Origin of the sequence: uncultured Methylovirgula sp., from assembly GCF_947646745.1 — a bacterium.
Lineage (GTDB): Bacteria > Pseudomonadota > Alphaproteobacteria > Rhizobiales > Beijerinckiaceae > Methylovirgula.
In genome coordinates this window covers 70,980-88,336 of record NZ_CANSHK010000006.1, presented here as the reverse complement: position 1 = coordinate 88,336, position 17,357 = coordinate 70,980, and the positions used below count along the sequence as shown (strand labels likewise).

The 17,357-nt window shown below is 61.3% G+C and carries 18 protein-coding genes; 9 read left to right on the top strand and 9 right to left on the bottom strand.

Annotation, left to right across the window (positions count from 1 at the left end):
- A partial coding sequence (locus Q0025_RS03180; RefSeq protein ID WP_297295926.1) for an SDR family oxidoreductase occupies positions 1-187 on the top strand: 187 nt, incomplete at its 5' end.
- A gap of 4 nt (positions 188-191) precedes the next feature.
- Here the strand turns inward: Q0025_RS03180 and Q0025_RS03175 are convergent.
- On the bottom strand, positions 192-1,115 hold the full coding sequence (locus Q0025_RS03175; protein WP_297295925.1) for an amino acid--[acyl-carrier-protein] ligase: 924 nt from the start codon (positions 1,113-1,115) through the stop codon (positions 192-194).
- Positions 1,115-2,284, bottom strand: a complete 1,170-nt coding sequence (locus Q0025_RS03170) for an acyl-CoA dehydrogenase family protein (RefSeq protein WP_297295945.1) — start codon at positions 2,282-2,284, stop codon at positions 1,115-1,117. Before Q0025_RS03170 ends, Q0025_RS03175 begins: the two co-directional genes overlap by 1 nt.
- 295 nt (positions 2,285-2,579) lie before the next feature.
- On the opposite strand from Q0025_RS03170, the gene Q0025_RS03165 reads away from it, so the two are divergent.
- Entirely contained in the window at positions 2,580-2,849 is a 270-nt protein-coding gene (locus Q0025_RS03165; protein WP_297295923.1) for a phosphopantetheine-binding protein, read from the top strand.
- A 3-nt stretch (positions 2,850-2,852) separates the two neighbouring features.
- Here Q0025_RS03165 and Q0025_RS03160 read toward each other — a convergent pair whose 3' ends face one another.
- The gene (locus Q0025_RS03160; RefSeq protein WP_297295921.1) at positions 2,853-4,295 is read right to left on the bottom strand and encodes an NAD-dependent succinate-semialdehyde dehydrogenase; all 1,443 of its coding nucleotides are present in this window, start codon (positions 4,293-4,295) and stop codon (positions 2,853-2,855) included.
- 100 nt (positions 4,296-4,395) lie between these two features.
- Here Q0025_RS03160 and Q0025_RS03155 point away from each other — a divergent pair, with 100 nt between their 5' ends.
- On the top strand, positions 4,396-5,211 hold the full coding sequence (locus Q0025_RS03155) for a uroporphyrinogen-III synthase (RefSeq protein ID WP_297295919.1): 816 nt from the start codon (positions 4,396-4,398) through the stop codon (positions 5,209-5,211).
- On the opposite strand, the gene Q0025_RS03150 is transcribed toward Q0025_RS03155, so the two are convergent.
- The 3 genes from Q0025_RS03150 to Q0025_RS14905 form a co-directional block, all read right to left on the bottom strand.
- Positions 5,208-6,578: a HAMP domain-containing sensor histidine kinase gene (locus tag Q0025_RS03150; protein ID WP_297295917.1), complete on the bottom strand. Its 1,371-nt coding sequence runs from the start codon at positions 6,576-6,578 to the stop codon at positions 5,208-5,210. The two genes, Q0025_RS03155 and Q0025_RS03150, sit on opposite strands and share 4 nt — an antisense overlap.
- Positions 6,565-7,257 (bottom strand): response regulator transcription factor, encoded by a 693-nt coding sequence (locus Q0025_RS03145; RefSeq protein ID WP_297295915.1) that lies wholly within the window; start codon positions 7,255-7,257, stop codon positions 6,565-6,567. Before Q0025_RS03145 ends, Q0025_RS03150 begins: the two co-directional genes overlap by 14 nt.
- 256 nt (positions 7,258-7,513) lie before the next feature.
- Positions 7,514-7,738 (bottom strand): hypothetical protein, encoded by a 225-nt coding sequence (locus tag Q0025_RS14905; RefSeq protein ID WP_366939386.1) that lies wholly within the window; start codon positions 7,736-7,738, stop codon positions 7,514-7,516.
- A 143-nt stretch (positions 7,739-7,881) separates the two neighbouring features.
- Here Q0025_RS14905 and Q0025_RS03135 point away from each other — a divergent pair, with 143 nt between their 5' ends.
- From Q0025_RS03135 to Q0025_RS03115, 5 genes are all read left to right on the top strand, one after another.
- On the top strand, positions 7,882-8,970 hold the full coding sequence (locus Q0025_RS03135; RefSeq protein ID WP_366939385.1) for a type III polyketide synthase: 1,089 nt from the start codon (positions 7,882-7,884) through the stop codon (positions 8,968-8,970).
- Positions 8,970-9,692 carry a methyltransferase domain-containing protein gene (locus tag Q0025_RS03130; RefSeq protein ID WP_297295912.1) on the top strand — a complete coding sequence of 241 codons (723 nt, stop codon included), beginning with the start codon at positions 8,970-8,972 and terminating at the stop codon, positions 9,690-9,692. The genes Q0025_RS03135 and Q0025_RS03130 overlap by 1 nt, the downstream gene beginning before the upstream one ends.
- Positions 9,686-10,831, top strand: coding sequence for an FAD-dependent monooxygenase (locus tag Q0025_RS03125; protein WP_297295910.1), 1,146 nt, complete (start codon positions 9,686-9,688; stop codon positions 10,829-10,831). Before Q0025_RS03130 ends, Q0025_RS03125 begins: the two co-directional genes overlap by 7 nt.
- A gap of 152 nt (positions 10,832-10,983) precedes the next feature.
- On the top strand, positions 10,984-12,534 hold the full coding sequence (locus Q0025_RS03120; RefSeq protein ID WP_297295909.1) for a DHA2 family efflux MFS transporter permease subunit: 1,551 nt from the start codon (positions 10,984-10,986) through the stop codon (positions 12,532-12,534).
- 74 nt (positions 12,535-12,608) lie between these two features.
- Positions 12,609-13,502 (top strand): LysR family transcriptional regulator, encoded by an 894-nt coding sequence (locus Q0025_RS03115; RefSeq protein WP_297295907.1) that lies wholly within the window; start codon positions 12,609-12,611, stop codon positions 13,500-13,502.
- A gap of 94 nt (positions 13,503-13,596) precedes the next feature.
- On the opposite strand, the gene Q0025_RS03110 is transcribed toward Q0025_RS03115, so the two are convergent.
- A complete protein-coding gene (locus tag Q0025_RS03110) occupies positions 13,597-13,827 on the bottom strand; it encodes a hypothetical protein (protein WP_297295905.1) in 231 nt (76 codons plus the stop codon).
- 371 nt (positions 13,828-14,198) lie between these two features.
- On the opposite strand from Q0025_RS03110, the gene Q0025_RS03105 reads away from it, so the two are divergent.
- Positions 14,199-15,251 (top strand): aromatic ring-hydroxylating dioxygenase subunit alpha, encoded by a 1,053-nt coding sequence (locus Q0025_RS03105; protein WP_297295903.1) that lies wholly within the window; start codon positions 14,199-14,201, stop codon positions 15,249-15,251.
- A 48-nt stretch (positions 15,252-15,299) separates the two neighbouring features.
- On the opposite strand, the gene Q0025_RS03100 is transcribed toward Q0025_RS03105, so the two are convergent.
- Both Q0025_RS03100 and Q0025_RS03095 read right to left on the bottom strand, forming a co-directional pair.
- Positions 15,300-16,361: a DUF3445 domain-containing protein gene (locus Q0025_RS03100; RefSeq protein ID WP_297295901.1), complete on the bottom strand. Its 1,062-nt coding sequence runs from the start codon at positions 16,359-16,361 to the stop codon at positions 15,300-15,302.
- A gap of 50 nt (positions 16,362-16,411) precedes the next feature.
- On the bottom strand, positions 16,412-17,338 hold the full coding sequence (locus Q0025_RS03095; protein ID WP_297295939.1) for a PDR/VanB family oxidoreductase: 927 nt from the start codon (positions 17,336-17,338) through the stop codon (positions 16,412-16,414).
- Positions 17,339-17,357 lie beyond the last annotated feature (19 nt).

The following is a 17,357-nucleotide window of genomic DNA, read 5'->3' as shown; positions in this document are numbered from 1 at the left end:
TTTTGTTGCCACCGAAATGACGCATGAATTAAGTCCCGTAGATCGCGAAAGGATTGCCCGGCGCAGCGCGCTGCAGCGGTTGGCCGAGATCGACGACGTGGCACATGCGGTCGAATTTCTTCTCGGCGACGGCGCGCGCAATATCACCGGCACCGTCATGACGATCGATGCCGGGGCGACCGCCTGAGTCGTCAGAGCTTTAGCGCTTCTTTGACCCGAGCCGGCCATTGCGCTGGATGGACACCATGGGTGCGAAACAGCGCCACCGCCAGCCGGTCCATGCCGAAGGCGATACAGCCGGTGTGCGCGACCGCGCCGGCGTGATCGCGGAGGCCCCAGGTCACGCCGAAATGGTCGCGATGATAATTGAAGCTCATGCAGGCCGTCGGCGAATCCTCGGCCCGCACGGGGATGAGCAATTCAAATTTCAGCGCCTGCTGGATCTGCGCCACTGCCATCATCTGACCGGTGCGGCCGAAGAAAGGATCGCTCGCCGGCGCGACCGAATAAGGCAGGCCAAGCTCATCCGCCATGCCTTTGGCGCGCTCGATCCAGCGTTCGCGGAAGGCGCTCACTTCGTCTGCCGAACCGATACAGACATATTCGCGCATTCGGAAGGATTGCAGCCGGTCGATATCCTGCGACGGCTCGTGGCGAAAACAGTCGGCCGCGACATCGAAAGCATAACCGCCGCGCGGCGCCGGCCCGCGTGCGGCCGCGATCGGATAGATCGGATAGCAAGCGGCAGGCGTCAGCACGAGATCGGCGGAGGAAAGCGCCTGCGTCCAGTCGCCGCCCTGCTCCGCCCACGCCGCTGCAGCGCGGATATCCGCCTCCGAGCCATGCAAGGCACAAACGCAACCGAGAAGATTGGGAAAGCTCTTCAGATAGCCATTCTTCTCAAGATCGCCCCGGCTCATCACCGGCGGGAAACGCATGACCTCCGCACGCGGATCGCGTTGGCGCGAAATGAAAACGGCGAGCTTTTCGACGATCGCCTCATAGGCGCCGGTGCGGCCGTAGACGCCCTCGACGCCCATCGGCCGCCACAAGGTCTCGGCCAAAGTGCCGAGCGGATCGCGCGCCGGCGTCACATCCTTGAAAGCAGCACCCATCATTCGCTCCGCAGCGACGTCGGGATGCCGCTCATCAGCGCCGACATCGAAACATTGGCAAGGATGCGATCGTTGTTGATCATGATCGGCGCGGAGAGAATATCGCGCAGATGCCGCCCGAGCGTGAATTCGCCATCGTTGCGATAGCCGGCAAGGCCAGACGCCCGCATCGCACTCAAGACGGTCGCGACGGCGAGTTCCGAGGCATCGACTTTGGTCAGTGTAATCGCCGTTTGAAAATCAAGGCTCGCGAGCGCCGCGCGATCGTCGGCAACCGCCTCGAAGCGTGCCAAGCTCGAGGCGACCAGCCCGCGCAACGTTTGCAGCGTCGAACGCGCCTTGGTGAAATGCGCCGCCCCGGGCGGCAGCGTGCCGCCGGATTGCCGAGCCGCTTTGCGGATGAAACCCTGCGCCCGCGCCACGGCATCGGCGGCAATGCCGGCCCAGACGCTTGCCCATAGCAGATGCGAAACCGGCTGCATCGTTTGCGCATGAATGCGTTCGTACGGCTCTGGCACGATCTGTTCGCGTTTGCCGCATGCCTTCAACATGAAGCCGGCGCTGGCTGTGCCCCGCATGCCGAGCGCATTCCACCCCGACAGAGGCTCAAGCACATAATCGCTTTTGACAAAGGTCGCGAGGACTTGATCAGAGCTCGGCGCATCGTCGGCGCGCCGTGCGGTCGTGGCAATTACGTCGGCCTCGGCGCCGTAAGAGATGACGGTGGCCGCGCGCGTCAACGTAATGTCCGCACCGTTGCCTTCTATCGGCGCAGCGCTGGCGCGCACATTGCCGCCATTCTGGCCCTCCGTTGTCGAGGAGGCGAAGAGAAGTTGTTCTTCGGCAATCCGCCGTATCAGGTCCTTATGCCACGCGCTTGCACCGGCATGGCGGACCACGCAGGCTGCGGCGCTGTGATGCATGGCGAAGACCATGCCTGTTGCGGCGCAGGCCTGTCCCAGCCGATAGCAGGCATCGGCAATGCCCGTGAGCGCTAAAGCCTCGCCGCCGAATTCGCGCGGCACCGCAAGCCCCAACAGGCGGCTCTCGCGCGCGGCCTTGATGGCGGCGGTTGGAAATCGCGCTTCGCGGTCGACGCTAGCGGCTTCCGCCGCGGCGATCTTGGCGACGGCCTCAACGCGGCTGGCGAGATCGGCGACAGGTTTCATCGCAGCAATCGCGTCTTGATCCTGACGCTGGACATTGTGGGCCGTCATTTCCGATCCGATCCGCCGTTTGCAGTTCGCGCCCGTCAGCTTTAGCGTTTTATGGTTCTAATTTTAAGCAAAATGTCCAGGAGTGCTCGTCATTTGTCTCTTATAGTTGCTTGTTATGCGATCTGTAGTTAACCGACCATCCGACGATTGTGGGGAAATGGATTGGTATTCATGATTAATGCCTACAATTTTATTTGTATTGGCTGTTTTTAGTCCCTAACGTTTTGACCGATGCATGGAGATCTTCATGAATGCACAGACCTCGCCGCGGGAAAAATTGGTTAGCCTCGTCGCCGATATATTAAAACGCAACGGCATCGAGGGGCCGGTTGACACCCAAGCAGACCTCATCGGCCAGGGGCTGACATCGGTCGACATGGTGCATCTGATGCTCGCGATCGAAGCCGCCTTCGACCTCACCATTCCGCAATCAGGCCTGACGCCGGAGAATTTCCGTTCGATCGCAACGATCGAGACGCTCCTCGGCACGCTGACGCCCGCTGAAGCGACGCCCTAAGCGCTATCCGGCGGCCTGCGTGACGAGTTTCGTGACGAGATAATCCTGGATCGCCTCGCTGCCGCCTTCGCGGCCATAGCCGCTGTCCTTGATACCGCCGAAGGGAAATTCAGGCCAGGCCACCTGCGTCTGGTTGATCGCCAGCATTCCCGCCTCCAGGCGCGCCGTCAAAGCCGCGCTCGTCGCTGCCGAACGCGTGAAAGCATAAGACGCCAGCGCATAGAACAACCGGTTTGACTCTGCCAAAGCTTCGTCGAGAGCGTCGAATGCATTGACCAATGCGAGCGGCCCGAACGGCTCTTCGTTCATCGCCCGCGCCGAAAGCGGCACGTTGGCGAGCACCGTCGGCGCGAAGAAATAGCCCTTGTTGCCAAGCCGCTGGCCGCCCGTGCGCAATTCGGCACCCTTGCTGACGGCATCGGCGATCAGCGCTTCCATCGCTTCGATGCGGCGGGGGTTGGCGAGCGGACCGAGCTGTGTGTGAGGCGCCGTACCCTCGCCGATCTTCAAGGCTTGCGCCGCGGCGACAAAGCGATCGAGAAACGGTTCGAAGATTTTCCGTTGCACCAAAAAGCGCGTCGGCGCCGTGCAAACCTGGCCGGCGTTGCGGTATTTGGCGGCGACGAGGAGCTTGACCGCCAAATCCATATCCGCGTCGTCGAAGACGATGGCAGGCGCATGGCCGCCGAGTTCCATGGTGATACGCTTCATGTGCCGCCCGGCGAGCGCCGCAAGCTGTTTGCCGACGGCGGTGGAGCCGGTGAACGATATTTTCCGGATCGTCTCGTGCGGGATCAGATAATTCGAGATTTCTGCCGGCACGCCATAAATGAGATTGACGACACCGGTGGGGACGCCCGCATCGACGAGAGCGCGGATCAGTTCCGCCGGCGAGGCCGGCGTTTCTTCCGGCGCTTTGACGATGATCGAACACCCGGCGGAAAGCGCTGCCCCGAGCTTGCGGACGATCTGATTGAGCGGAAAGTTCCACGGTGCAAAGGCAGCGACCGGACCGACCGGCTCTTTCAGTACGAGATTGGTGATATTCGGCCCCCGCGCCGGCACGATGCGGCCGTAGGCGCGGCGGCCCTCTTCGGCAAACCAGTCGAGCGTGTCCGCCGCAGCAAGAACCTCGATCCGCGCCTCGGTCAGCGGCTTGCCTTGTTCCCGCGTCATCGCCAAAGCGACGCGCTCCAGCCGTTCGCGCAGAAGCTCGGCAGCGCGGCGCAGCATTTTGCCGCGTTCGAAGGCCGAAATGTCCCGCCAAAGGGCAAAGCCCTTTTTGGCCGCGGCCAGCGCCAGATCGAGATCGCCGATTTCCGCATGGGCGACCGCGCCGATCACCTCTTCTGTCGCCGGATTGACGACCGGAATCGTTCGCCCGCAGGCGCCGGGCCGCCAGGCGCCGTCGATCAGAAGCTGGACGTCAGGATAATCTTCGGCCATGCAGTTCCCCTGGTTGAGCGACGCCGCAATTTATCGCGCTTGCGCGACGAAACAAATTGCGGCTCTTTTAGCTTCGATGAAATTTCCCGCATGAGGCGATATGGGCAATCTCGACGGTCTTCGTATTCTCGTTCCGGAGAGCCGGCAGCTTAATCTTTTCGCGGGCATGATCGAAGAAAACGGCGGCCGCGCGATCCGCTGCCCGCTGGTGCAAATCCTCGACCTCGACGATGGTCGCGCGGCCGAAGCTTGGATCGACAAATTGATTGGTGGCGTCTTTCAGGACGTCATCTGGCTGACAGGCGAGGGCCTGCGCCGACTCCTCGCGATCGCCAAACGCGCGGGACGCGATACGGCCTACGTCACCGCGCTCGGAAAAATCCGCTCGATTACGCGTGGGCCGAAACCGGCACGGGCGCTCCACGAAATCGGTCTTGCACCGGGGCTCACCGCGCCGATCCCGACATCGGACGGCATTATCGAAGCGCTGGCGCCGGAGGAGATAGCCGGACGATCCATCGGCATTCAGCTTTATCCAGGCGAGGGCACCGCGCCGTTGCTTGCAAGCCTGCGCGCGCGAGGGGCCGTGCTCACCCCGGTCACGCCCTATCGCTACGCCTCGCAAGCCGAGACGGGGCAAGTTATCGCCGCGATCGAAGAGATGATTGCCGGCCGCATCGACGTCGTCGCCTTCACGAGTTCGCCCCAGGTCGAGCGGCTCTTCGCCGTGGCGCGCGACGCCGGGCTTGAACCGAAACTGAGAGAAGCCTTCGGGCGGATTGGCGTCGCCTCGATCGGCCCGGTGGTCGAGGAAACGCTGCATCGTCTTGGTATCGTCACCATCGTGCAGCCGCAAAGTACCTTCCACATGAAACCGCTGGTGCGCACCATCGCCGCTTGGAAGGCGGCGCGCTAGATTGCGCCTTCTGTCGGAATGATGAGGCGAAACGTAAGGCCGGGCCGGTTGTCCTTGAGATCGATGCGCGCCCGATGCAGATGCGCCACCGCGGCCACAAGGCTGAGGCCGAGGCCGTTGCCCGGCGTGCAGCGACTGCGTTCAAGGCGATAGAAGCGCCGGAAAATATGCGGAAACTCCTCCGCTGGTATGCCTGGGCCATTATCCGACACCGCGACGATTGCAGCGTTTTCATCGGCCCGCACCGTCACCGTCACGAAGCCATCCCTCTTGCCGTGCTTGATCGCGTTGTCGACGAGATTAGAAGCCGCGTCGAATAGGAGGTCCCTGTCGCCGGTGACGACGACGCAAGGGTCGCCGGCCACCGACAGTTTGATTCCTTTTTCTTCCGCGGCGGCGTCAAAGAGCTCGACGACATCGCGGGCGATCGCGGCAAGGTCGACAATGGCAAAGCCCGCCGTTCGATCCGCCGATTCAATCTGCGATATCCGCATCAGCGACGAAAAGATACGCAGGACGTCATCGAGATCGGCGATCACATCCTCGATCAGATTTTGATCCGCCTCGGCTTTGCGTGGACGACCAGAGGCTTTTTCGAGCCGGCCACGGATGCGCGCAAGCGGCGTGCGCAGATCATGCGCGACGTTATCGGTTACTTCGCGGATTTCATGCATGAGCGTCTCAATACGGTCGAGCATGGAATTGAGGTTCTTGGCAAGCTCATCCCATTCGTCATCGATGCCGCGCAGTCGGATACGTGCGGCAAGCCCGCGCTCCATGATCGCGCGGCTCGTCGCATTGATCGATTCGATCCGCCCGACCGTCCGCCGCGTGACGAGCACGCTGACGACGCCAGCGAGCAGCGCAATCAAAAACAGTGCGAAGGCCAGCGCGGCTTCAATCTTTCGCGTGAACGCGTGGAGATCTTCGGCATTGCGTCCGACGAGAAGATGCGAACGGTCAGGCAGCGTACTGATCTCGACGCGGTAGGACGCGATATGCGCTCCGTTCGGAAGATCGATCGTTTCCCAACCCGCAGCCCCGCTCAAATTCTGCGGCCAACGATCGAGATTACCGCCGAGCGGCACGAAATCCGAATCGGCAAGCAAATACAGCCCGCCATCGAATACCCGTTCAGCCATGCGTGTCTTGATTGCTGTTTCGAGCGCGGCGCGGCCGCCGCGGTCATAGGCCGCACGCAGCACCGCGCCTTCACCGGCGATGGCATGGTCGGAGCGGCTCAGCACATAGGACGTCGTCGACCAATAGACGAAGAAAAGCAAAGAAAGGACGATTGCGCCGAAGCCGCCGATCGCCATCAGCGCAAGGCGAAAGGTCCGTGAGCGAAAAGTCTTAGCCAGGAGCACGAACGCAAAATCCCACGCCGCGGACCGTGTGGATCAAGGGATAGTCACGCAAACTGTCAACTTTGCGCCGCACGCGTCCGACATAGACATCGATAATGTTGGTCGTCGGGTCGAAATGCAGGTCCCAGACATGCTGCAACAGCATCGCGCGCGGCACCACATGGCCTTCATTACGGACGAGGTATTCGAGCACTTGAAACTCGCGTGGCAGCAATTCGATCTCGCGGCCGGCGCGCGTCACGGTCCGTGACACGAGATCAAGGGTGAGATCGCCGACGCGCAGTATCGTCGCCTTGACCATCGCCGTGCTCCGCCGCGCCAGCGCATCGACACGCGCCAAAAGCTCCGTGAAGGCAAAGGGCTTGACGAGGTAATCATCGCCGCCCGCGCGCAAGCCGCGGACCTTGTCGTCAACCTCGCCTAAGGCGCTGATGATCAAGGTCGGCGTGACGATGCCGATCTCGCGCAGCCGGCGAATGATCGCAATGCCGTCTGTGCTTGGCAGCATCCGGTCAATGACCATCACGGCGTAATCGGGCGAGCGTCCGCGCTCCAACCCCTCTTCGCCGTTCGAGGCGAGGTCGGCCTGATAGCCATTCGATTCGACAAAATCCACAAGCTGCTCGGCCGTCTCGCGATCGTCCTCGACGATCAAAATACGGCGCCGGTTTTCCGTCATGCTGCTTCCGATTTTCTTCTCTTCGCGATCTTGTGAAGCCGATGTTAGCACACGCCGGCGCTCAGCAAACTGACTTCTGCGTCAGAAATTGAACCATTCGTCATTTGCCATTTCGCACTACTCCCTATCCATTCGCGCTGCGGGCGATCGCGCAGTGAAAAAAGGGCGAAACCCGCGGCTTGGGGGCGCACCGAGCAATGGAGTGAGTACCATGTCATGCAAATCGGCGATCGCATTGATCGCAGCTGCAGCAATCTCAATATCGGCGCCAAACGCCTGGGCGCACGGCGGCGGTGGCGGCGGAGGTGGGCACGGCGGCGGCTTCGGTGGTGGTTTCGGCGGCGGCCATGGTGGATTTGGCGGCGGGTTCGGCGGCCATGGCGGATTTGGCGGCGGCTTCAGCCATGCTGGGGGATTCGGACATTGGAGCGGCGGACATTTCGCTGGCGGCCATCCAGGATTCCGCGGCGACCATTTCCATGGGCACTTCCATGGCCGTCGGTTCGCGCGCAATGGTTTCTTCTTCGGCGACCCCTTTTGGTACGGCGACGATTATTATTACGACAACGCCTGTTATCGCGAGGTCTGGACCCGCTGGGGCTGGACCTGGGCTTGGATCTGCAATTGAGTCAGACCGCGATGACCACCGCCTATATCAACCGCATCGCAAGCGCGGTGCCTGAATACGAAGTTCACGGCGCTTTCATCCGCTTTGCCCGTGCGATGTTGCAGAGCGGTCCGACTGGCCATCTTTTCGAGCGCATGGCGGCACGGGCGCAGATCGAACGCCGTTGGTCGTGTCTCGCGCCGCCGAAAGACGGCGCGGGGACACTCGACGGCGAGCGCTTTTATATGCCCGGGCAGTTTCCGTCGACCGCCGACCGCATGGCACGCTATGAGATCGCCGCGCCCGTGCTTGGCGGCAAGGCGGTCGGGCGCCTCGGCCTCGACGCCGCACAGCGGAACAAGATCAGCCATCTCGTCGTCGCGACTTGCACTGGCTTTTCGGCACCGGGGATCGATCTTGAGCTCATTGAACGCTGTGGACTTAATCCGTCCGTCGAACGGACCGTCATTGGGTTCATGGGGTGTCATGCGGCCATCAATGCGCTGAAGATCGCGCATCACATCGTCCGTTCCACGCCAAGCGCCCATGTTCTCGTCGTCTGCCTCGAGCTCTGCACGCTGCATTTTCAAGAGACGGACGATCTCGACCGGCTGCTCACCTTCCTGCTCTTCGGCGATGGCTGCGCGGCCGCGCTCGTCAGCGCCGAGCCGGCCGGCATTGCGCTCGACAGTTTCCACGCCGAGCTGGTGCAAAGGGCATCCGACCAGATTACCTGGAACATCCGCGATGCCGGCTTCGATATGGTTTTGTCAGGCAAGGTCCCGGCGACAATCACCGGCGCTCTGCGCGACAGTTCGGATCGGGTTCTCTCCGGGCAATCCTCCGAAGAGATCGGCGTCTGGGCCGTTCATCCGGGCGGACGTTCGATTCTCGATGCGGTTGAAGGCGCCTTCGCGCTCGACCGCTCGGCGCTCGATGCGTCGCGCGCTATCTTGCGCGACTATGGCAACATGTCTTCTGCAACCATCCTGTTCGTACTGCAACGATTGATGCGCGATCAAGCCTCGCGCGGCGTAAGCGGTTGCGCGCTCGCCTTTGGCCCGGGTCTCACCGCCGAAACCATGCTATTCCGGATGGCAGCCTGATGGCAGTCCTCGATTTTTCTCGGCGCAACGCTTTGTCCGAGCTGATGGACGCCGATGACACCGATTTCCAGACCTTCCGCGCCTGCCTGATCGATCTGAGCAAGGTCAACGCGCTTACCCTGGCTTACCGGCCGACTTTGGCCTTCTTCAAGCAGCTCACGGCGGCCCGCGGCTTGCCTTGGGATCGAAGGGTCAGCGTGGTCGATGTCGGAAGCGGGTCCGGCGATATGCTGCGGCGCCTCGATCGCTGGTCCAGGGCCCACGCGTGCAAGCTGGATCTCGTCGGCGTCGATCTCAATCCGTGGTCAGCGGTGACCGCACGGCAAATGACGAACTCGCGCGAGCGCATCCGTTTCGTCACGGCGAATATTTTCGATTATCAGCCGGAGATGCCGATCGACATCGTCATCAGTTCGCTTTTTACGCACCATTTGGACGATGCCGCGCTCATCGCATTCGTGCGCTGGATGGAGGCGAACGCAAGGATCGGCTGGTTCATCAACGATCTTTACCGTCATCCTGTGGCCTATCATCTTTTCAGACATGCTTCGCGCACACTCGGCTTCCATCATTTCGTTCAGCACGACGGACCGATTTCGATCGCGCGCGCGTTCAGCCCGTCTGATTGGCGCGCCTTGCTCCAAACCGCGGAGATTCCAGACGCCGACATCAAGAGCTATGTGCCGTTCCGGCTTTGCGTATCGCGGATCAAATCATGGTGAGAAAGCCAGTTCTGGTCATCGGCGGCGGCCTCGCGGGCGCGGGGCTGGCCGTGACTCTTGCCAGCGCCGGACGGGCGGTCACCTTAGTCGAACGGGAGACGCAGCCGCACCATAAGGTCTGCGGCGAATTCGTGAGCGCCGAAGCTATGCTCTATTTGCGTGATCTCGGCATCGACCTCGAAAGCCTGGGAGCCGTCCGAATCGATAAGGTTTGCATCATCGCAGGGGAGAAACGCGCGACCGTTGTCCTGCCTTTTCCGGCGCTGAGCCTTTCCCGCTTAGTCCTTGACGACGCACTGCTGAGCCGGGCGGTCGCCTGCGGCGCACGGGTCGAGCGCGGACACAGAGCGATCGGCATCAATCGGGAAGGGCCTAGCTGGCGCGCGGCACTGGATGACGGCAGCGCAATTTCCGCCTCCGATATCTTTTTGGCGACGGGCAAACACGATTTGCGCGGATGGAAACGCGGTCCCGGCACGCAAAACGACCTGATCGGTTTCAAACTGCATTGGCGTCTTACCGACGCACAAGCACAAGCGTTACGCTCGGCCGTCGAGCTCTTCCTTTTCCCCGGCGGCTACGCCGGACTTGAGCCGATCGAAAGCGGTCGCGTCAATCTTTGCCTCGTCGTGCGCAGACAGGAATTCTTTACGCATGGCCAGAGCTGGGAGGCGTTCTTCGCCTGGCTCCTCAGAATTTGTCCGCATCTGCGCCAGCGTCTTAGCGATGCGCAACCCTGCTGGGCGCGCCCGCTGGCAATCAGCACGCTTCCCTATGGCTTTGTGCAGCGTCGCAGCGATGGATTATGGCGGCTGGGCGACCAGGCGGCGTGCATTCCGTCCTTTTCGGGGGATGGCATGTCGATCGCGCTCCATTCGGCACGGCTCGCCGCGCATCATTTTCTTGAAGGCGATGATGTCGAAGCCTTCCAAATGCGATTGGCGCAGGATGTCACGCATCAAGTCCGACGCGCGACCTTGCTCTCGCAAATGCTGTTGCAGCCGTTCGGGCAAAAAGCCGGCATGGCGGCGATCCGGCATCTTCCTGCTCTGCTACGCGTCGCAGCCCGCGCGACACGCATTTCGGAAAATCATATCCGCGCAGCGCGCGCAGATATTCTCGGAAGCTCCGCGATGTAACCGTCGCGCGTTCTGCTCGCAACCCGTTAAAATGACAAACAAGACAATGTCTGACTGATAATTCAGTTTTTTGGCGGGTCCGGCCTGACTAAGCTTCGCCGACGGCGCGCCGCAATCGCCCAATGCGCCGTGCCCGCCTTGCCGGAGCTTTCATGGCATTCGCAATCGAAGACCGCGACCTGGACATCGCGACATGGACTGGCTTTGCCATGATGTGCATCGGCATGTTCATGGCGCTTCTCGACACTCAGGTCGTCGTCACGTCGCTTCCGACCATTCAGCACGCCTTGGACATTCCGCCGGATCGGATAAGCTGGATTCAGACCGCCTACTTGATCTCCGAAATCATTTCGATTCCCCTGACCGGCCTGTTAACGCGCGTACTTGGGATACGCTGGCTCTTCGTCGCAGCCGTTTCGTTCTTCACCCTCGCCTCGCTCGGCTGCGCCAATAGCGTCGGCTTCCCGTCTCTGATCGTCTGGCGCATCTGCCAGGGATTTTCCGGCGGCACGTTGATCCCGGCTGTGTTCGCCGCGGTCTTCCTCCTCTTCCCCTTCAGGCTGCAGACCTTGGCGACGATGATCGCCAGCGTGCTGGCGGTACTCGCGCCGACGATCGGCCCGCTCGTCGGCGGCTGGGTCACCGAGACCTACACCTGGCCGTGGCTGTTTCTCATCAATGTTGGGCCGGGCGTCTTGGTCGCGGTTGCCGGTCTTTTCTTTCTCCCGAGGACGCCGCCGTGCCTCGACCGCCTCAAGGGTCTCGATGCCATCGCGCTGGCTTTGGGCGCCGGGGCGCTGGCGGCGCTTGAAATTGCGATCAAGGAGGCGCCCAAGCGCGGCTGGGCGTCGCCGCTTGTCGGAGGGCTTTTCCTTGTTTGCCTGATCGCTGCCGGGCTTTTTGTCTGGCGCAGTTTGCGAGCGAAGACTCCGCTGGTCGATATCAGGACTTTCCGCGACCGCAATTTCTCGATCGGCTGCGCGCTGAGCTTCGTGATCGGCATAGGGCTTTACGGCTCGATCTATCTGATGCCGGTCTTTCTCGCCTATGTGCGTGGCCACAATGCGCTTGAGATCGGCGAGATCATGCTTGTGACCGGCATTGCCCAGCTCGCCTGCGCGCCGGTGGTTGCAGCTCTGTTGCGGCGCTTCGATGCGCGGCTCCTCAGCGCGATCGGTTTTCTCATGCTGAGCTTCGGCGCAGCCCTGAGCGCCGGCCAAACCCGCAGCACCGATTTCAACGAGATGTTTGCCGGGCAGCTCGTCCGCGGTTGCGCCTTCATGTTCTGCGTCCTGCCTCCGACGGAACTGGCGCTCGGCAAACTTCCGACAGCGCGCATTCCAGATGCCAGCGGCCTTTTCAACCTGATGCGCAATCTGGGCGGTGCCGTCGGCATCGGGATCATCGATTCGATTATCTTCGGCCGGGCGCCGAAATATGCGCGAGCGCTCTATGACGGGCTCGTTGCGGGCAACAAGCACACGTTTGCGGTGCTCGGCGTCACCCCCGACGCTGTCGTCGGGGCGGCTATGGATCCCGGCAAGCGGGCGGCCATGGCATCGCTGCTGAACAAAGTTGCCTTTGCAGAGGCGATCAATGATGCGTGGCTCGCCCTTTCCGTCATGACAATTGCGATTTTGATTGTGTTGCTCTTTGCTAAAGCCACTCCGCCCTCGGGGCAGGCGCTGATCATCGAATCATAAGGCAGCGCCGGCGCGCTTCCCCGTTACGTTGGGCAGTCAGTGACTTCGAATTCGAGATGCGTTAAAGGCAGCTTATGACCTTAGAGCAGCTCCGGATTTTTATCGCTGTCGCCGAACGCCAGCATGTGACGCGCGCCGCGGAAGCGCTTAATCTCACCCAGTCTGCCGCGAGCGCCGCGGTCGCCGCGCTCGAAGCGCGGCATGGATCGAAGCTGTTCAATCGTGTCGGTCGCGGCATCGAACTGACCGAAGCGGGTCACATTTTCCTCGACGAAGCGCGCGCGGTACTCGCCCGCGCGGAAATGGCGGAATTGAGACTGGCGGAACTTGCTGGGTTGAAGCGCGGACGGCTTCTTATTCAAGCCAGCCAGACGATTGCAAGTTATTGGCTACCGCGGCATCTCGTCGAATACCGCCGCTCCTATCCAGGCATCGAGATTCGCCTGAGCGTCGGCAATACTGCCGACGCGGCGGAAGCCGTGAGCACCGGCGCAGCCGAACTCGGATTCGTCGAGGGACTGGTCGAAAGGCCACAGCTCAAGGTCACTGAAGTCGCGCGTGACCAGTTGATCGTCGTTGTCGCGCCGGACCACCCCTGGGCATCTCGGCGCACGCTCGGCGCGGACGATCTGATCAAGGCGGAATGGGTCTTGCGCGAACCGGGCTCCGGCACGCGATCCGTCTTCGAAGATGCGCTCGCAAAGATGGGCGTTCCGGTGGCGGATCTGAATGTCGCGCTTGAATTGCCGACAAACGAGGCGGTGCGGGCGGCCGTCGAAGCGGGCATGGGCGCCACCGCTTTGTCCGCTTCCGCCGCCGTTTCTAGCCTGGAGGCCGGCCTATTGAGCAAAGCCGCGCTGGCTTTGCCAGCGCGGTCCTTCAACCTTATTCAGCAGATCGAGCGTGAACCCGGACATGCGGCGCGCGCGCTGATTGACTCCATTGTTGGCAAACGGCGCCCGGCCTAGCCGCGGCGTTCGCGGCATAGGCCGCGCCGAAAAAAGCGCCCTTGGCAGGAGCGCAAAATGAGCCATTTTGATCCCCACTGCAGAGCTTCCCGCATCACTTGTCGATCACCGGCGAATACTGATTGACGCCATAGACCGGGAATGGATCGCGATCGCCGCGACTGCCCGCTGCCGTGGTGGATGGGCTCTGTTCAACGAGACCATCGTTGCGCTGCGAGCGATCCGAACTGTCGCGGCGGTGGCGCTCGCCGGCGAAAGCAGGCGAAATGGCGACGCTGGCCAAACCGTTTGCAAACTTGAAGCGGATTGCGCATGGCTTTGTCATATCCTCGGCCCTCTTTTGTGGTCATATCCTCGGCCCTCTTTTGTGCAGACATTGTCTTGCTGGTCTGCAGGAGCCGATGCGCCGATAAAGAGCTGAAAACCAACGCGAAGATCAGATCAGACTTTTTGGATTTTTGATCGATGACATGAGCAATTGCATCGCGAGGGCGGATCCTCGCGCTTATTGCGTCAACGGCCAAGGCCCTGTTTCACCAGCGCGCAAGCGGACGGAATGCCACGGTCCGGTCGCCTTGCGGCGTTAGATCGAGCGGCCTATCGTTCGCGCCGAGGGTGATGCGGCACGTGTCTCCTTTCGGCGTCCGCGGCAATCTGCCGAGCTTTGCGAATCGCGCCCGACGGGGAAAAGCCTGAATGCTTGAACATACGGACACGGCCTTAGCTGTTGCCGATTTCGATCTTCGCAAAATTGGCGCGCATCCCGACCATTGGTATCCTGTCGCCTGGTCCCGCGACGTTAAAGCTGGGAAGCCTTTCTCCACAAGTTTTGCCGGCGAGCCGCTCGTCCTCATTCGCCCCAAAGCCGGGGGCATTTTCGCGCTTGAAGATCGTTGCGCGCATCGACAGGTGCCTTTGTCACGCGGACTCATCGACGGCTGCGTCGTGCGTTGCTGCTATCACGGCTGGAGTTACGACGCATCCGGGCGCTGCGTCGATGTCCCTTATCTCGGGAAAGATAAATTGCCGAACGGGGTCAAGGCCTATCCTTGCCACGAAGTGGACGGGCTGGTCTTTGTCTGGCCCGGCGACAACGCGCCCGACTCACCGCCCGACGCTGTCGGCGCGTTCGCCGACCGATCTTATAAGACGCGTTGCTTCGGCGAAACGGTCGCCTGTCATTACTCCTTCATGCATGAGAATTTGATGGACATGAACCATCAGTTTCTGCACCGCGCCACGACCGGAAAGGTTTTCCCGCGCTATCTCGGCCGGCGCTCAGGCGACGATTGGATCGAGGTCGATTATAGCTTCATGCGGCCGGATCAAAAGCCGCCTTTCGGTGAAGCGGTCATCGTCGGCGCCTTGCGCGGACAGTCCCAGGTCTCGCGCGATCGCATGACGATCCGCACCGACTATCCGCATCAGACTCTGAAGTTTTGGATATCTGACGGCGCGCCGGTCCTTGACGTTTGGCTCGGCTATACGCCCGTCGATCGCGCGCAGCGCCTCAATCGAACCTTCATTGTTCTTTCGGTTCGCCGACCCAGAATGGCCCCGCTGCTCGATCTCGCCTGGCCGGTGCTTGCCTATTTTACCAACCGCGTTTTCGCCGAGGACCGCGCCATCGTCGAGATGGAGCAGAAAGCCCATGACGATCAAGGCAGCGATTGGAACCAGGAAGTCTTCCCGCCGATCCGCGACCTACGCGCCATATTGGCGACGAATGGCCTGCCTTTAGCCGATTGACCCAGGCTGAGACCTTGGCCGGCGCGCGACGGCCGGCCAAGGCGGCAATCAGGAAGCAAGCACCGTTTGGTCCGGCTCGCATCCCTTGGTGAGCACAGCGCCGTCGTCGAACGGCGCGAGATGATCGATCACCATTTGGCGATAACGGCCGAGCCCCTTGTAGCCTTCGAGCTCCGGCGGCAGATCGCGCAGGACGCGGTGCAGCCGCTTGCGCCATTTTTCGACCCGGGCGAGCTCCCCTACGCTCGCCAGATAGCAACGGATTCCGAACAGGATCGCGTTCGAGCGCGGCAAGCGAAACAAAGTCTGCAATTCGACGCGCAAATGAACTTTCTGTGCGACGTTCTCCGACGTAACCGTCGTGCGATCAGGACCCCAGACAGGATAATTCTCGGGGCTCGTATCCAGTCGCGGATTGATCGTCATCGTCCAATTGAGCCGGCGCACCGGCTGCGCCTGTTGCAGACGCAGGAGAAACTTCAGCGCCCGGTCGAAAACCCCAATCTGATGCGCCAATGGGACCGGCGCATGCCACTCGTGGAAGCTCATGCCGATATCGAATTCGAGCGACCAGTCCGCCTGCGTCGTGACCATGCCGCCGTCGACGAAGAGATTGTCGTTGCGCTGATCTTGGAGCGTGAAATCGCCCTGCGCTTGGCGGGTGATATATTCGAAAGGCTCATAAGGCAGCGTCGAGGCATCGCCGAACGTGAATTGATCCTTGATGCCGAGCGGCAGGTTTTGCCACGTCCAAGTCGTGCCGTCTTTGGAGAGCGAAAAATATTCCGGGTAATCGCGCGCAAAGCTCTCCATGATGAGTTCGAGCGTGTCCCATTGCGCCGCCATCATATGCGGCAGCACTTTGCAGCGGCCGGGCTCGAGCTCGAGAACGCGGGCGCGTTCGCGGCACTCGGCAACGTAATGTTCGTCGACGTCGAACGTATGCTCGTAGGCGGGCGATGGCCCAGCGGGCACATGCGGTTCGATATTGACCGAATACATGTAAGCGTCTTCGCCGAAGGGAAACGGGAAGCGCAAAATGCCCGCATCGCTGTTGCGATAGGTGAAGTCGTCACGGAACGTTTCGGCGGGCTTGAAAGCTATGCCCATGGGATTCCTCGCTCATTCTAAGTTTGTTCGTCGCGGCGCGGCGATGCGGTTCAAAGATCGAGGACGATGCGGTCCCCTTTTGCGCGCGAAACGCAAATCATCATCGCACGGCCCGCGGCGTGTTCCTCGGGGCTCAGGTAGTGGTCCCGATGCTCGGGTGTTCCTTCGAGAACTTCGGTCATGCATTGCCCGCAAGCCCCGCCCCGACAGAGGCTAGGCGGCTCGATGCCCGCGGCCTCGATCGCCTCAAGCAAAGTCTGGTCTTCCGGAACGTGAATCTCGATCCCGCTGCGTTTGAGGACCGCGACAAAGGGAGCACCGCCGGCATGCGCGCCGCCGAAGGATTCGGAGTGAAGCTTCGAGGAAGGCCAGCCCTGCGACCGTGCCGCTGCCAGCACCATATCCATAAAGATTTCGGGGCCGCAAACATAAAGATGCGTGCCCAAGGGTTGTGTCTGCAGCGCCTCGATGAGCTGAAACTGGGTGATAAGCTCGGGATGGAGATGAATTTTTCCGCCGTCGGATGCAGGCAGCAAGCGTTTGAACGTCTGCACTTCTTCGGCGCGGCAGAAATGGTGCAACTCGAAAGCCGCGGGCGTCCTTTTCAGATGAGCGAGATAACCAAGAAAAGGCGTAATGCCGATGCCGCCGCTGAATAGCAGGTGCTTGCGAGCGACTTGCGAAAGCGGAAACAGGTTGCCCGGAAAATCCGCTTCCAAAATCATTCCGGCATTGACATGGTCGTGTAGAAAGACAGAGCCGCCGCGCGAATTTTGTACGCGGCGCACGATAATCTCATAAGTGCTGTTATCCGAGGCCGACGCGGCAATCGAATAGGCATTGCGGAACTTTCGCTCCCGGTCTTTCAGCATCAGCCGCAGATGGGCGCCGGCGCCTGTTGACGGCAAAGGCGCGTTGTTAGCCGATTCGAAGACAAAGCGTTTCAGAATTGGCGAAACCATCTCTGTTTCGCGCACGCGCAAGGTCAGCCCAGCC